Genomic DNA, 14,887 nt, shown 5'->3' on the forward strand with positions numbered 1-14,887 from the left:
GCCGTTTTCCGTGTCGAGCCACCGCAATGATCCAGCAAGACCCCGGCGCCCTGTATTCCGACCACCTGGCCGTGCTGTGCCGACGTGCCGAACAGGCGCTGGCCCGCGGTGGCTTCGATCACCTGGTGGTGCCCAGCGGCACCCTGCACTACCAGGTGTTCGACGACCGCGACTACCCGTATGCGGTCAACCCGCAGTTCAAGGCCTGGCTGCCGCTGACCCGCGTGCCCAACAGCTGGATCGTGTTCACCCCGGGCAAGCGCCCGGCAGTGATCTTCCACCAGCCCTTCGATTACTGGCACGTGGTGCCGGACGCCCCCAGCGGCTGGTGGGTGGAGCACTTCGACATCCACATCATCCGCAAGCCCGAAGAGGCGCTGGCCCTGCTGCCCGCCGACCCGGCGCGCTGCGCGATCCTCGGCGAGCCGCAGAGCGCGCTGGGCAACTACGTGCCGAACAACCCGGCGCCGGTGGTGAATTACCTGGAATGGCACCGCGGCAGCAAGACGCCGTATGAAATCGCACTGATGCGCCAGGCGCAGGTGCTGGGCGTACGCGGCCACCGCGCGGCCGAAGCCGCGTTCCGCAACGGCGCCGACGAGTTCAGCATCCACATGGCGTACTGCCAGGCCGTGGGCCAGGATGCCAACGAGCTGCCCTACGGCAACATCGTGGCGTTGAACGAGCACGCCGCCGTGCTGCACTACACCGAGCTGGGCCGCAAGGCACCGCAGCCGCTGCGCAGCTTCCTGATCGATGCCGGTGCCAGCGCGTACGGCTACGCCAGCGACATCACCCGCACCTACGCCGCGCAGGGCCACGACGAATTCGCCGCGATGATCGCCGCCGTTGACGCCGCCCAGCAGCAGATGTGCGCAGCGGTGCGCCCGGGCTTCGACTACAAGCAGCTGCACGTGGACGCACATCTTTCGCTGATGGGCGTGCTGAAGGACTTCGGCGTGATCAAGGTGTCGCCGCAGACCGCGCTGGAGACCGGCGTCAGCGCCGCGTTCTTCCCGCACGGCATCGGCCACCTGATCGGCCTGCAGGTGCACGACGTGGCCGGCTTCGCGGCCAGCGACGAAGGCGGCCGCATCGAGCGCCCGGCCGGCCACCCGTACCTGCGCCTGACCCGCGTGCTGGAACCGGGCATGGTGGTGACCATCGAACCGGGCCTGTACTTCATCGACATGCTGTTGAACGAAGTGAAGGACGCCGGCCATGGCGATGCGATCAACTGGGACCGCGTGGACTTCTTCCGTCCGTATGGCGGCATCCGCATCGAAGACGAAGTGCTGTGCACCGAGGGCGAAGCGGACAACCTGACGCGGCCGGAGTTTGCGGCGGCGAACGGCTGAGCCCCTTGTGGTTGGCCGCTTGGAGCAAAAGCCGCGCTTGGCGGGGCGGGGTGGGTTTGCAGGACACGCCGTAAACCCATCCATGGGGGCTCGATGGCGCCATCCATGGCGCCAACGGTCCTGCAAACCCACCCCGCCCGGCCTTTGACAGTTTCCTGCGCGCGTCCAACCACGGAAAAGACAAAAGAAAATCAAAAGCGGGTCGCTCGCTACGCTTGCTCTGTGTCGACCAAGGTCGACACCTACCAACAGCCGCAATTGCCAGTAGATCCACGCCATGCGTGGATGATTCATTCGATATCTGACAGGTGTGCCGACCAACGGTCGGCACCCACCAACAGCCCCGTGAACCTGTCGAAGGCGAGGTACTGTGGGTTTGCGGGGTGTGAGCCGCATGGATGCGGCGACCAAGCCTCCAGGGATGGATTCACGGCGTCCCCGCAAACCCACAGTGCCCCGCCATCCCACGGATAGCCCGCTGTTGCTGTTGCCCTGGCTTGAAGCAGGTGCAGGGCTGCAAGCCCTGCCGAAACCCCTTACCCCGCCATCACCGCTTCGATCTCGTCGGCGCTGCGCGCCAGGCCTTCGGTCAGCACGCGATGACCATCATCAGTGATCAGCACGTCATCCTCGGTACGGATGCCGATACCGCGCCAGCGCGGTTCCACCGTCGTATCGTCCACGCCGATGTACAGCCCCGGCTCGATGGTGAACGCCATGCCCGGCTCCAGCAGGCGCGAATCGCCTGCCAGGCGGTAGTCGCCCACGTCGTGCACATCCATTCCAATCCAGTGCCCGGTCTTGTGCCGGTAGAAGCGCTGGTACAGGCCTTCGGACAGGTTCTTTTCCAGCGTGCCCTTCAGCAGGCCCAGCCGCAGCAGGCCTTCGGTCAGGGTCTGCACCGCCGCGAGGTGGCCGGCCTCGTACGGCACGCCCGGCTTGGCCTGGGCCAACGCAGCGGCCTGCGCATCGCCGACCAGGTCGTGCAGTGCACGCTGCTCGGCGCTGAAGCGACCGTTCACCGGGAACGTGCGGGTGATGTCACTGGCATAGCCACGGTACTCGGCACCGGCGTCGATCAACACCAGTTCGCCATCGCGCGAACGTGCGTTGTTATCGCGGTAATGCAGGATGCAGCCGTTGCGACCGGCGCCGACGATGCTGCAATAGGCCGGCACGGCATCGTTGGCGCGGAACACGCGTTCCAGCTCCGCCTGCAGTTCGTACTCGTGGATGCCGGCCCTGGCCGCCTTCATCGCGGCCAGATGCGCATGCACGCTGATCTGCGCGGCGTGGTGCATCAATGCCACTTCGGCACCGGATTTGAACAGGCGCTGCTCGTGCAGCAGGTGGCCCAACTCCAGGAACTCATGCGGTGGCTGCGCGCCGTGGCGCACCTGCGAACGCACGCGGTTGACCCAGCCGATCAGCTTCAGATCGAAGTCGGCGTCGCGGCCGAAGTGGTAGTAGACGCGCGAACGGCCTTCCAGCAGGCCCGGCAGGATGTCGTCCAGATCATCGATCGGATACGCATCGTCCATGCCGAACTGCGCTACCGCACCTTCCTGGCCGGCACGGCTGCCGTCCCAGGCCTCGCGTTCGGCATCGCGCTCGCGGCAGAACAGGATGGCCTCGCCGTGGCGCCGGCCCGGGATCAGCACCAGCACCGCTTCCGGCTCCGGGAAGCCGCTCAGGTACTGGAAGTCCGAATCCTGCCGGAACGGGTAATGGGTATCGAGGCTGCGCACCTTCTCGGCCGCGGCCGGCAGCACCAGGATCGCGTCCTCGCCGGCCATGTCCATCAGCTGGCGGCGGCGACGCTTGTATTCGCCGGCCGCGATGCCGGTGCGCTGCTTGATGTCCATCAGTTCAGGCGCTGCCGATGGCGCGAGGCCAGCACCACGTCACCGTGCAGCAGCAGTACCGCCACGCGGATGAATTCCTCGATCTCCGACAGGGCTTCGTCGTCATCATCGCCACCGGCCTCGAAATCCTCGCTGGAGGCACGGGCCAGGCTGGCCATGTCGGTCAGCGCTTCTTCGCCCTCTTCGGACAGGGTCGGGCGACGGCCGCCGCTGCCGAGGCCGAAGCCGCCCAGGAAGGAACGGGTCCAGCTGAACATGGCATCGGCCTGCGCGGACACGTCATCGGTGTCGGTCAGCAGCAGCTCGAAGGCGAAGTCGCGGTCTTCCAGCTGCTTGATGGTGGCCTGCAGCAGCTGCGCCAGCACGCTGTCGGCGGCCACCGGCGGCAGGTTGTCGTCGGCCAGCACGCGCGCCGGCCAGTCGTTGCCAGGGGCGCCGCCGGCGGCCAGCCAGCCACATAGCGCGCCGTGCAGCTCGGCAGCGGTGGCGCCCAGGCCCAGTTCCTGGCTGGCGCGGGTAACGTCGTCGACGGAGGGAAGTTCGGTCATCGTGCGGCTCGTTCGGAAAGGAAACCCGGGGCGCGCACGCGCGCGCCCGTGAGACCCCGTAGTGTAGCAACCCGACGGCATCCTCTCCGCAGCCGTCCAGCCTTGCTGCGACAACGCTTGACCGCCCTTACCCGGCTTGCCTATCGTGCCCGTATGGAACCCGCTGATCCCCTTGCCCAGCTGCAGGACTTCGCCGCCCGCGTGGAAGCGTTGCTTGAACGCAACCAGCGCCTGGCCGAGGAGAACCGCAGCCTGCGCCACCAGCAGGAACAGCTGGTGGCCGAGCGCTCGACGCTGCTGGCCAAGAATGAGCAGGCACGTTCGCGGGTGGAAGCAATGATCAGCCGGCTCAAATCCCTGGAGCAGCACACATGAGCGCCGAACCGGTCAGTGTCCGCATCCTCGATCGTGAATACACCGTGGGCGTCGGCGGCGATGAACGCGACAGCCTGATGGCCGCCGCGCGCCTGCTGGATGCGCGCATGCGCGAGATCCGCGGCAGCAACCGCATGGCCGCAGTCGACCGCGTCGCCGTGCTGGCCGCGTTGAACCTGGCCCACGAACTGCAGCTGCTGCGCGACGAAAACGCCCGCCAGGCCGTGGCGCTGCAGCAGACCCTGGCCGACCTGAACCGGCGCCTGGACCGCGCGATCGACGGCACCCCATAGAAGAGGGGACGGAGGGAATCAAGGCGCATTCGCCCCTTCCGTGCCGGAAACGTCTTAATCCCCTCCGTCCCCTTTTCTCATATCTGAATTGGCACGGACTGTTGCCGACGAACGGCCTATCCAGATCCTGCACGCTGGCTATAATGGCCACGCGTTCTCTGCGGTACTCGACGGCATGTGCAAACATTCGCCTTGTCCCTTAAGAACGACACCGGGAGCGCGACAGCGCCGGGAGTGCAGGTCCGCCTTGTAGCGGGAAGCCCGATGGTTCTCCAGCGTTCCCACTTGAGCCCCCGGGTTCAAGGTCGTTTCGCATGCATCGACATTGCGGAGAATGCAATATTCCAGCAAGGGCGGCGTCTTCGGGCGTCGCCCTTGTTCTTTCCGGCACAATGACGGCTGATCCTTGCCGCACGCTGCCATGACCGACCCGCGCCAGGCCCTGCGCCACGACCTGCGGCAACGCCGCCGCGACCTTTCCGCCGCTGAGCGCATCGCCGCCGCCGAATCCCTCGCCGATGCCCTGCTGACCCTGCCGTTCGCCCCGCGCGAAGGCGCCGTGGCCGGCTACTGGGCGCTGGATGGCGAAATCGCCCTGCACCGCTGGCAGCTGCAGCTGCCCGAAGGACTCACCTATTGCCTGCCGGTGCTGGCCGGCGACGTGCTGCGCTTCGCACCGTGGCGGCCCGGGCAGCCGCTGACCAGCAACCGCTACGGCATTCCCGAGCCGGACGTGGCGGTGGAAGACACCCTGGAACCGGCGCAGATGGCGCTGGTGGTGACCCCACTGGTGGGTTTCGACACACAGTGCCGGCGGCTGGGCATGGGGGGCGGCTGGTATGATCGCAGCTTCGCCTTCCGCCATGATCGGCCGGCGCCGCCCTGGCTGGTCGGTGCTGCGTTCGCGGTGCAGCAGGTCGAGTCCTTGCCGGTGGCGTCGTGGGACGTGCCGGTGGATGCGATCTGCACCGAAGACGGCACCCTGTTCCCCACCGCTGCCCCCGTGAACGCATGACCGCCCGCAAGCGCTACTGGTTGATGAAGTCCGAACCGGACGCCTTCTCCATCGATGACCTCGCCAAGGTCAAGGTCGAACCCTGGAACGGGGTACGCAACTACCAGGCGCGCAACTTCATGCGCGATGGCATGCAGGTCGGCGACGGCATCCTGTTCTACCACTCCAATACCAAAGTGCCGGGCATCGTCGGTCTGGCCACCGTCGCCAGCCCGGCCTATCCGGACGACACCCAGTTCGATCCGAAATCCGACTACCACGACCCCAAGAGCACGCGCGAGAACCCGCGCTGGATGCTGGTGGACGTGGGCTTCGACCGCAAGCTCAAGCAGGTGATCGCGCTGGACGAGATCAAGCTGCACGCCGAAGAACTCGGCGAGGGCTTCCCGCTGGTTGCCAAGGGCAACCGCCTGTCGGTGTTCCCGGTGACCGCCGCGCAGTGGAAGCTGCTGCTGTCGCTGGAAAAGAAATCCTGATTCCCTGCCTGAGAGTTCTCCCATGTCCGAAGCCAAGCGCCTGGCCGCCGAGAAAGCCATCGAGTACGTTGAAGACGGCATGATCGTCGGTGTCGGCACCGGTTCCACCGTGGCCTATTTCATTGATGCCCTGGCCCGCATCCAGCACCGCATCAAGGGCGCCGTGTCCAGCTCCGAGCAGAGCACCGCGCGCCTGAAGCAGCACGGCATCGAGGTGATCGAGCTGAACCACAGCGGCAACCTGTCGCTGTACGTGGACGGCGCCGATGAGTGCGACGCCAACAAGTGCCTGATCAAGGGCGGCGGTGCCGCGCTGACCCGCGAGAAGATCATCGCCGAGGCCAGCGAGCGCTTCATCTGCATCGTCGACCCGAGCAAGCAGGTGCCGGTGCTGGGCAAGTTCCCGCTGCCGGTGGAAGTGATCCCGATGGCGCGCAGCCTGGTCGCCCGCCAGATCCGCGACATGACCGGCGGCCAGCCGACCTGGCGCGAAGGTGTGGTCACCGACAACGGCAACCAGATCCTGGACATCCACAACCTGCAGATCACCGATCCGGAAAAGCTGGAGCGCGAGCTCAACCAGCTGCCGGGCGTGGTCTGCGTCGGCCTGTTCGCGCGCCGCCGCGCCGATGTGGTGATCGTCGGTGGCGAGCCGCCGGTCGTGCTCTGACCCTTTCGAAGGATCCTGACGATGTCGCTGTTGCGTTCGCTGCTGATGCTTCCGCTGCTGGCCCTGGCCGGCTGTGCCACCGACGCGGCCCGCCACTGGGTCGAGCTGGATGGCGCCCGCTACCAGGTGGAGCTGGCCACCAACGATGAAACCCGCGCGCGCGGGTTGATGTTCCGCGACCAGATGGCCGCCGACCACGGCATGCTGTTCATCCACGACCGCGAGGAAATGCAGGCGTACTGGATGAAGAACACCAAGCTTGCGCTGGACATCCTGTACTTCGACAGCCAGCGCAAGCTGGTCAGCCAGCAGCGCGATGTGCCGCCGTGCTCGGCCGGTGACATGTGCCCGCCCTACCCCAGCGGTGGACCGGCGCGCTATGTGCTGGAGCTCAACGCCGGCCAGGCCGAGAAGCTCAAGCTGAAGGATGGCACCCAGCTGACCTTCGGCCCGGGCATCGAGTAGATCCACGCCATGCGTGGATGGGGAGGTAGGTGCCGACCTTGGTCGGCACAGGCCCTCTCCGGTCGATCAGGCCAGGGTGTGGACCAAGGTCCACACCCACCGGAAGCCCATCGACCCAGGCCGTGACTTTTTCACGCGACACCGCTTGAAACCGCCTGCAATTGACGCCAGTCTGTGGTCATGCAGGACCGGATCTCTCTCCCCGACTGGGATGCACTGGCCGACCTCGAAGACGAGGCGCTGCCACTGTTGCCGACCGCGCTGCTGATCGCGCGCGATGAATACCCCGATCTGCAGCCGTCCACCTACGATGCGCTGATCCAGAGCCATGTCGACCACCTCCGTTCGGAAGTGGACAGCATCGAGAACAGCCCCTTGAAGATGGCGGCGATCAACCGCCACCTGTTCGACGAGCTGGGCTACAGCGGCGACCACGACGAGTACTACGACCCACGCAACAGCTACCTCAACCAGGTGTTTGAGCGCCGCCTGGGCAACCCGATCTCGCTGGCGCTGGTGCAGATGGAAGTCGCGCGCCGGCTGGGCATTCCGCTCGATGGCGTGTCCTTCCCCGGCCACTTCCTGGTGCGCCTGCCGGTGGACGACGGCGTGCTGGTGATGGACCCGTTCAATGGCGGCCGCCCGCTGGACGTGGACGAACTGCGCGAGCGGGCCAAGTCACATCTTGGCGGGCAGATGCCCGACGATCAGGTGCTGGCACAGATCCTCGACCCGGCGCCGGCACGCGCGATCCTGATGCGCATGCTGCGCAACCTGCATGGTGTCTACGCCGAAGCCGGCGAATGGGACCGCGCCGCGCGCAGTGCCGACCGCCTGCTGAAACTGGCCCCGGAGCAGGACGATGCGCTGCGCGACCGCGGCCTGGCCTACCTGCAGCTGGAGTATCTGGCCGGTGCCCGCCATGACCTGGGGCAGTACCTGAAGCGCAATCCCGAGGCCAGCGATGCGCAGTGGCTGCGCGAGAAGCTGATCGACCTGGGCGGGCCGGTGCCGCGGCTGCATTGATTCTTTCAGGTGTGCGGACCAACGGTCCGCACCCACCCCAGCGGTCCACACCCACCGGATGGGCCGGGTGGCCCTCCAGTCAGTCGACCTCGACCATCTCGAAATCGGCCTTGGTCACCCCGCAGTCCGGGCAGGTCCAGGTCTCGGGAATGTCCTCCCAGCGCGTCCCCGGCGCGATGCCCTCCTCCGGCAAGCCTTCCGCTTCGCTGTAAAGGAAGCCGCAGACCACGCACATCCAGGTGCGCAAGGTGGTGGGGGTGGCATCGCTCATCGGATAATCAGGGCTGGATTCACGGGCCGCCATTGTCCCATCGCGGTCCACTCACCGGTAGCCATCGATGACTTCTGCTTCCCCGGCGCCCCGCGGCGTCTACCTGATCACCCCGGACGAGCCCGATACCGCGCGCCTGCTGGCCCGTACCGCGCCGCTGCTGGCCGCCGGCGCCACCTGGCTGCAGTACCGCAACAAGACCGCCAGCGACGCGCTGCGGCGCGAGCAGGCCACCGCCCTGCAGGCACTGTGCGCAGAACACGGCGTGCCGCTGATCGTCAACGACGACCCGGCACTGGCCAAGGCCGTGGGCGCGGCCGGCGTGCATCTGGGCGGCACCGACGGGGACATCCCCAGCGCGCGCGCCCTGCTCGGTGCCGAGGCCATCATCGGCGCCTCCTGCTACGACCAGCTGGCCAATGCCGAGAAGGCCGTGGCGGCCGGCGCCAGCTATGTGGCCTTCGGCGCGTTCTTCCCGACCACCACCAAGATCACCAGCAGCCGCGCCCATACCGACCTGCTGCGGCAAAGCGCCGCACTGGGCGTGCCGCGGGTGGCGATCGGCGGCCTGACGCCGGACAATGTCGGTCCCATCATCGATGCCGGCGCCGATCTGGTCGCCGTGGTCAGCAGCGTGTTCGCCGCCGAAGACCCGGTCGCAACCCAGCGCGCCTACCTCGCCCAGTTCGCGTAATGCCCAGGAAATCCGCATGAACCACGACCAGTCCCACGCCCTGTTCTCCCGCGCCCAGCAGCTGCTGCCGGGCGGCGTCAATTCGCCGGTGCGCGCGTTCAAGTCGGTTGGCGGCGAGCCGTTCTTCGTCGAGCGCGCCGACGGCGCCTACCTGTACGACGTCGACGGTAACCGCTACATCGACTATGTCGGTTCCTGGGGCCCGATGATCGTCGGCCACAACCACACGGCCGTGCGCCAGGCGGTGAAGAAGGCGATCGACAATGGCCTGTCGTTCGGCGCGCCGTGCGCGGCCGAGGTCACCATGGCCGAGACCATCACCCGCCTGGTGCCGTCGTGCGAGATGGTGCGCATGGTCAACTCCGGTACCGAAGCCACGCTGTCGGCGATCCGCCTGGCGCGTGGCGCCACCGGCCGCAACCGCATCGTGAAGTTCGAAGGCTGCTACCACGGCCACGGCGACTCGTTCCTGGTCAAGGCCGGCAGCGGCATGCTGACCCTGGGCGTGCCAACCTCGCCGGGCGTGCCGGCCGGCCTGAGCGAACTGACCCTGACCCTGCCCTACAACGACTTCGAAGCGGCTACCGCTCTGTTCGAGCAGCAGGGTGACGACATCGCCGGCCTGATCATCGAACCGGTGGTCGGCAACGCCAACTGCATTCCGCCACGCGAAGGCTACCTGCAGCACCTGCGCGAACTGTGCACGAAGCATGGCGCGCTGCTGATCTTCGACGAAGTGATGACCGGTTTCCGCGTCGCCCTCGGCGGTGCGCAGGCGCACTACGGCATCACCCCGGACCTGACCACCTTCGGCAAGATCATCGGCGGTGGCATGCCGGTGGGTGCCTACGGCGGTCGCCGCGAGCTGATGCAGCAGATCGCCCCGGCCGGCCCGATCTACCAGGCCGGTACGCTGAGCGGCAATCCGGTGGCGATGGCCGCTGGCCTGGCGATGCTGGAGCTGATCCAGCAGCCGGGCTTCCACGCTGACCTCGCCGAGCGCACCGCGCGCCTGTGTGCCGGCCTGGAAGCGGCCGCCGCCGAAGCCGGCGTAGCGGTGACCACCACCTGCGTGGGTGCGATGTTCGGGCTGTTCTTCACCAGCGAGAAGGTGGAGACCTATGCGCAGGCCACCGCCTGTGACATCCCGGCGTTCAACCGCTTCTTCCACGCGATGCTGGACCAGGGCGTGTTCCTGGCGCCGTCAGCGTACGAGGCCGGCTTCCTGTCCAGCGCGCACGACGACGCCGTGATCGAGGCCACCCTCGCCGCTGCACGCGTGGCGTTCAAGGCCGCCAAGGGCTGAGGCCTGCTCATGGTGGGTGCCAACCTTGGTTGGCACTGCCTTGCACCGTATCCACGCATGGCGTGGATCTACTGGTAGAGCCACGCCATGCGTGGCTGCTCAACCGAAGACGAACTTGCCCTTCATCATCGCGAAGTGGCCGGGGAACGAGCAGAAGAAGGTGTAGTCGCCGCCCTTCTGCAGGCCCTGGGTAGAGAAGCGCACGCGCGTGGTCTCGCCGCCGCCGATCACCTTGGTGTGCGCCAGCACGCGCTTGTCGGCCTTCGGCAGGTAGCTGTCGGCCAGGGTCATGCGCATGCCCGCCATCGCCACCGGCTGGTAATCGGCGGTACGGGTCAGCACCCAGTTGTGGCCCATCGCGGTGGTGGCCAGCTTGCCGGTGTGGCGCAGGGTCAGGTCCACAGCGGTGCAATCGGCGGCGACCTTGATCTCGCGGCTGCTGAAGCTCATCTGGTCGGTGCTGTCGATGCTCACCGCACACACCCGCGCCATCGCCGACGGCGCCAGCATCAGCGCACCCAGTCCCACTGCCACCATCCAAGCTTTCATCGCTGCATCTCCTGCGGATTCAAGCGCCATTCTATGCAGCCCCCTGTGGCCGCGTCTGCGACCGTCTGTCGCATGGCTGCTCCAGGGTTTCCCGAGAGTTCACTGCAATGGCATGCTCGGCCGATGCGGATCGATCTGTTGCTGCTGGATGTGGATGGCGTGCTGGTGCAGTACCAGCGCGCGCAGCGCGTGCTGCACCTGGCGCAGGCGCTGGCGGTTCCTGCTGCGGCGGTGCAGGCGGCGCTGTATGACAGCGGACTGGAAGCGGCGCATGACAATGGCACGCTGGATGGCCCGGCCTATCTGGCGCGATTAGGGGAGCTTCTGGGCACGACTGTCGATGTGGCTGCATGGACCGCGGCGCGACGGGCCGCCAGCCATCCGCAGACTGCCGTGTTGCAGCGACTGCAGGCCCTGCAGCTGCCACTGGCAGTGCTGACCAACAACGGCGCACTGATGCAGCAGGCCTTGCCCACCCTGCTGCCGGAACTCTTCCCGGCCCTGCGGGAGCGCGTGTTCTGCAGCGCGGATTTCGGCCTGCGCAAACCCGCACCGGAAGTCTTCCTGCGCACGCTGGAAGCGCTGGGCGTGGCGCCTGCGCGAACGTTGTTCGTCGATGACCTGTTTGCCAATGTGCGCGGCGCACGCGCCGCCGGCCTGCACGCGGAAACCGTGCGCGATGGCCGGGGATTGGGCAAGGTGTTGAAACGTTACTCGGTGAGCTGATCGGGGTCAGAGCCCTCTCCGCAGGAGAGGGATCCGACCCCAGCACCATGGCTTCAGCGCGCCGCGATGAACGCAGCAATCGCTGCGCGCAGGCGCTTCAGGCCTTCGGCCACTTCTTCGTCGGTGATGTTCAGCGACGGCACGAAGCGCAGCACATCCGGGCCGGCCTGCAGGGTCAGCAGACCCTGCTCGGCGGCGTGGTCGAGGATCGCACCGGCCTGACCGGCGAAGTCCTTGCTCAGCACCGCGCCCAGCATCAGGCCACGGCCACGCACGTCGCTGAACACACCGAACTCGTCATTGATGCGGGCGAAGCCATCGCGCAGCGCCTTCGACTGGCGGCTGACGTTGGCGGCGATCTCCGCCGAGGCCAGCTTGCGCAGTGCCACGCGGGCCACCGCAGCCGCCAGCGGGTTGCCACCGAAGGTGGTGCCGTGCGCACCGAACTGCATGGTTTCGGCCACCTTCGGGCCAGCCAGCATCGCGCCGATCGGGAAGCCGCCACCGAGCGCCTTGGCCAGGGTCACCATGTCCGGCACCACGTCGTCCTGCCAGTGCGCGAACAGCGTGCCGGTGCGGCCCATGCCGGCCTGGATCTCGTCCAGCACCAGCAGCGCGTTGTGCTGGTCGCACAGTTCGCGCACGCGCTTGAGGAAGCCGGACTTGGCCGGCATCACACCGCCCTCGCCCTGGATCGGCTCCAGCATCACCGCGGCCACATCGCCGGCGGCCATCGCGGTTTCCAGCTGCACTTCGTCGTTGAAATCGATGTAGCGGAAGCCACCCGGCAGCGGCTCGTAGCCTTCCTGGTACTTCGGCTGGGCGGTAGCGGTCACCGCGCCCATGGTGCGACCGTGGAAGCTGCCACGGAAGGTGATGATCACCCGCTTGTCGGCCGGGCGGCCCTGGCTGGAGGCCCACTTGCGGACCATCTTGATCGCCACTTCATTGGCTTCGGCGCCGGAATTGCACAGGAACACGCGCTCGGCGAAGCGGCTGGCCTTCACCAGTTCCTCGGCCAGGTGCAGCGGCGGCGCGCTGTAGAACACGTTGCTGGTGTGCCACAGCTTGCCGGCCTGCTCGACCAGCGCGGCCACCAGGTCTGGATCGTTGTGGCCCAGGCCACACACGGCGATGCCGGCGGCCAGGTCGATGAACTCACGGCCCTGGCTGTCCCACACGCGGGCGCCCTGGCCTCGTTCCAGTACCACCTGGCGGGGCTTGTAGACCGGCAGGTAATAGTGCGAAAGGGAGATCAGCGGATCGGTAGCGGCGGTCATGGCAGTCGGCAGGGTTCAGGAATCCCCATTCTCGCGCCGGAACCCCTGCGGCACAATGCGCCCATGCGACCGTTTTCCGCCCCCCAGCTGAACCCCGCCACCGAGACCGGCTGGCGCCGTCGGTGGTTCGACATCATCTACCGCCATGACACCCGGCCTTCGCGCAATTTCGACCTGATCCTGGTGGTGGCGATCGTCGCCAGCATCCTGGTGGTGATGATCGACAGCGTGCAGCACCTGCATGCCGAATGGTCCACCGGACTGTACATCCTGGAATGGGGCTTCACGATCATCTTCACCGCCGAGTACCTGCTGCGGCTGGCGGTGGTCAAGCGCCCGCTGCGGTATGCGGTGAGCATCTGGGGCATCATCGACCTGCTGTCGATCCTGCCCGCCTACCTGTCGATGTTCATCCCCGGCGCGCAGAGCCTGCTGGTGGTGCGCGCGCTGCGCATCCTGCGCGTGTTCCGCATCCTCAAGCTGACCCGCTACATCGAGGAAAGCGGCGTGTTGATGACGTCGCTGTGGCGCAGCCGGCGCAAGGTGCTGGTGTTCCTGTTCACGGTGATCACCATCACCATCATCGCCGGTGCGCTGATGTACGTGATCGAGGGCCCCGAACACGGCTTCACCAATATCCCGGCCAGCATGTACTGGGCGGTGGTGACCATGGCCACGGTCGGCTTCGGCGACATCGTGCCGCAGACCGTGCTCGGCCGCTTCGTCACCTCGGTGCTGATCCTGATCGGCTACAGCATCATCGCCGTGCCCACCGGCATCTACACCGCCGAACTGGCCAGCACCATGCGTGAAGCCGAGCAGGCCGCACGCCGCGATGCGCGTGGCTGCCCGGACTGTGGGCTGGAAGGCCATGAACCGGATGCACTGCACTGCCGCAAGTGCGGCGGCAAGCTGCCGGATGCGTTCAACCATTGAGGCTCATGCCGGCCAGCGGCCGGCACTCCCCCTCGGCGGTTACGCATGGATGCGTGTGCCGTTGCTCACCGCATGCGGTTGCTGGTGGTCACCAGATCGTTGTACGCGGCGAGGATCGTTGACTGCGCCCCTTCCGGGTCGGTAGTGAGCCAACTGCCCGACGCCTTCCGCTCTGCCGCCAGCGCGTCGGCAGTGATCGGCTTGTGCTGCTCCAGGCGCTCGACGCCGCGTCCCGCGGTACGCACCAGCTTGTCTGCCGAACGCTGCACATGGCCCCACATCGGGTCGCCCTTGCCGACACCGCCGTTCTGGATTTCCGTCACCAGTGCCTGATAGTCAGCCAGCTGCACGCGCAGCGCCGCAACGTCCGGTGCGTCGCTCTGGAACGCCATCGCCAGCTGCTTGCCGTCACCGACAAGGCGCAGGTGGTAATACGCCAGCGAGCGGCCTTCGCTCTCCTCGATCTGCTTCAGCTGCGCGGCACGGCGATCGTTCTCGTTCTTTTCCAGCGCCACATCCATCGCTTCGCTGGCCTTGAAGAAATCAGCATAGGCCTGCATCAGCGGGGCATGCTGGCTGCGCATCCCGTCACCGCCATCACGACGATAGTCCTCGCGGGTGAAGTAGCCATCGGCGCGCTCGACCAGGGTATTCAATGCCTGGAAGGCCTGCTGATAGTCACGCGCGGGGCCATCCATCGGCAGTGCCGGGGTCTTCGCCAGCGCGTCGGTCAGTGGCTGGCCGCAGTACTCGACGCGATGCGACAGCACCTTTCCAGGCGAACGCGGCTGCTCTTCCTTGCCGGTCGGGCCGGCTTCGGGGTCCTTCATCCAGCCGGTGTAGGCCTGGAAGCCCTCGTGGATGGGCTGTTCAACGCCGTTGTAGCACTCGATGTAGGCGTTCACCTTCTCCAGGCCGGGGTCGGCCACCGACAGCCCTGCCGGTTTGTTGCAGCCGCTCAGGCCAGCCACAGCGCCGACCAGCAGCAGCGGCGCGATACGCAGATAGGACGTCGTCATGGTCTCTCGCATGGG

General features: G+C 66.9%; 18 protein-coding genes and 1 other RNA gene. 13 read left to right on the plus strand and 6 right to left on the minus strand.

The genetic code is table 11. The features are described 5' to 3' along the window. Positions 1-26 precede the first annotated feature (26 nt). Entirely contained in the window at positions 27-1,358 is a 1,332-nt protein-coding gene (gene pepQ, locus AC13GF_RS13105; RefSeq protein ID WP_159360537.1) for a Xaa-Pro dipeptidase, read from the plus strand. Positions 1,359-1,894: 536 nt separating this feature from the next. Here the strand turns inward: pepQ and AC13GF_RS13110 are convergent. Beyond that, positions 1,895-3,217, minus strand: coding sequence for an aminopeptidase P N-terminal domain-containing protein (locus AC13GF_RS13110; RefSeq protein WP_483004940.1), 1,323 nt, complete (start codon positions 3,215-3,217; stop codon positions 1,895-1,897). 5 nt (positions 3,218-3,222) lie between these two features. Next, positions 3,223-3,771, minus strand: coding sequence for a YecA/YgfB family protein (locus tag AC13GF_RS13115; RefSeq protein ID WP_483004888.1), 549 nt, complete (start codon positions 3,769-3,771; stop codon positions 3,223-3,225). A gap of 153 nt (positions 3,772-3,924) precedes the next feature. Between AC13GF_RS13115 and AC13GF_RS13120 the strand changes: the two genes are divergently transcribed. The 8 genes from AC13GF_RS13120 (at position 3,925) to AC13GF_RS13155 (ending at position 8,091) form a co-directional block, all read left to right on the plus strand. Further along, positions 3,925-4,146 carry a TIGR02449 family protein gene (locus AC13GF_RS13120; protein WP_005410898.1) on the plus strand — a complete coding sequence of 74 codons (222 nt, stop codon included), beginning with the start codon at positions 3,925-3,927 and terminating at the stop codon, positions 4,144-4,146. Continuing rightward, positions 4,143-4,439, plus strand: a complete 297-nt coding sequence (locus tag AC13GF_RS13125) for a cell division protein ZapA (protein WP_005410899.1) — start codon at positions 4,143-4,145, stop codon at positions 4,437-4,439. The genes AC13GF_RS13120 and AC13GF_RS13125 overlap by 4 nt, the downstream gene beginning before the upstream one ends. A gap of 152 nt (positions 4,440-4,591) precedes the next feature. Then, a non-coding RNA gene (gene ssrS, locus AC13GF_RS13130) (6S RNA) lies at positions 4,592-4,777 on the plus strand. Positions 4,778-4,860: 83 nt separating this feature from the next. Next, positions 4,861-5,454, plus strand: a complete 594-nt coding sequence (locus AC13GF_RS13135) for a 5-formyltetrahydrofolate cyclo-ligase (protein ID WP_483004889.1) — start codon at positions 4,861-4,863, stop codon at positions 5,452-5,454. Continuing rightward, complete coding sequence (locus AC13GF_RS13140; RefSeq protein WP_049446548.1) at positions 5,451-5,930, plus strand: EVE domain-containing protein; 480 nt, start codon at positions 5,451-5,453, stop codon at positions 5,928-5,930. The genes AC13GF_RS13135 and AC13GF_RS13140 overlap by 4 nt, the downstream gene beginning before the upstream one ends. Before the next feature lie 22 nt (positions 5,931-5,952). Beyond that, complete coding sequence (gene rpiA / locus AC13GF_RS13145) at positions 5,953-6,600, plus strand: ribose-5-phosphate isomerase RpiA (RefSeq protein WP_006389802.1); 648 nt, start codon at positions 5,953-5,955, stop codon at positions 6,598-6,600. Positions 6,601-6,621: 21 nt separating this feature from the next. After that, complete coding sequence (locus tag AC13GF_RS13150; protein WP_154264322.1) at positions 6,622-7,065, plus strand: DUF192 domain-containing protein; 444 nt, start codon at positions 6,622-6,624, stop codon at positions 7,063-7,065. Positions 7,066-7,245: 180 nt separating this feature from the next. Next, positions 7,246-8,091: a SirB1 family protein gene (locus AC13GF_RS13155; RefSeq protein ID WP_483004890.1), complete on the plus strand. Its 846-nt coding sequence runs from the start codon at positions 7,246-7,248 to the stop codon at positions 8,089-8,091. A 79-nt stretch (positions 8,092-8,170) separates the two neighbouring features. Here AC13GF_RS13155 and AC13GF_RS13160 read toward each other — a convergent pair whose 3' ends face one another. After that, positions 8,171-8,395 (minus strand): rubredoxin, encoded by a 225-nt coding sequence (locus AC13GF_RS13160; protein WP_014038358.1) that lies wholly within the window; start codon positions 8,393-8,395, stop codon positions 8,171-8,173. A gap of 34 nt (positions 8,396-8,429) precedes the next feature. On the opposite strand from AC13GF_RS13160, the gene thiE reads away from it, so the two are divergent. Beyond that, positions 8,430-9,056 carry a thiamine phosphate synthase gene (gene thiE / locus AC13GF_RS13165; protein ID WP_483004891.1) on the plus strand — a complete coding sequence of 209 codons (627 nt, stop codon included), beginning with the start codon at positions 8,430-8,432 and terminating at the stop codon, positions 9,054-9,056. Between the two features lie 16 nt (positions 9,057-9,072). Beyond that, complete coding sequence (gene hemL, locus AC13GF_RS13170; RefSeq protein ID WP_337302158.1) at positions 9,073-10,362, plus strand: glutamate-1-semialdehyde 2,1-aminomutase; 1,290 nt, start codon at positions 9,073-9,075, stop codon at positions 10,360-10,362. Positions 10,363-10,461: 99 nt separating this feature from the next. Here hemL and azu read toward each other — a convergent pair whose 3' ends face one another. Further along, positions 10,462-10,911, minus strand: coding sequence for an azurin (gene azu / locus AC13GF_RS13175; RefSeq protein ID WP_126929200.1), 450 nt, complete (start codon positions 10,909-10,911; stop codon positions 10,462-10,464). Between the two features lie 123 nt (positions 10,912-11,034). Between azu and AC13GF_RS13180 the strand changes: the two genes are divergently transcribed. Then, on the plus strand, positions 11,035-11,637 hold the full coding sequence (locus tag AC13GF_RS13180) for an HAD-IA family hydrolase (protein ID WP_483004892.1): 603 nt from the start codon (positions 11,035-11,037) through the stop codon (positions 11,635-11,637). 53 nt (positions 11,638-11,690) lie between these two features. Here the strand turns inward: AC13GF_RS13180 and AC13GF_RS13185 are convergent, their stop codons facing one another. Further along, complete coding sequence (locus AC13GF_RS13185) at positions 11,691-12,917, minus strand: acetylornithine transaminase (protein WP_006467246.1); 1,227 nt, start codon at positions 12,915-12,917, stop codon at positions 11,691-11,693. Positions 12,918-12,980: 63 nt separating this feature from the next. Between AC13GF_RS13185 and AC13GF_RS13190 the strand changes: the two genes are divergently transcribed. Further along, entirely contained in the window at positions 12,981-13,853 is an 873-nt protein-coding gene (locus tag AC13GF_RS13190; protein ID WP_054172451.1) for an ion transporter, read from the plus strand. A gap of 65 nt (positions 13,854-13,918) precedes the next feature. Here the strand turns inward: AC13GF_RS13190 and AC13GF_RS13195 are convergent, their stop codons facing one another. Further along, positions 13,919-14,884, minus strand: a complete 966-nt coding sequence (locus tag AC13GF_RS13195; protein WP_483004893.1) for a YiiG family protein — start codon at positions 14,882-14,884, stop codon at positions 13,919-13,921. Positions 14,885-14,887 lie beyond the last annotated feature (3 nt).

The organism is Stenotrophomonas sp. 22LJNL06-5-1 (genome assembly GCF_056861455.1).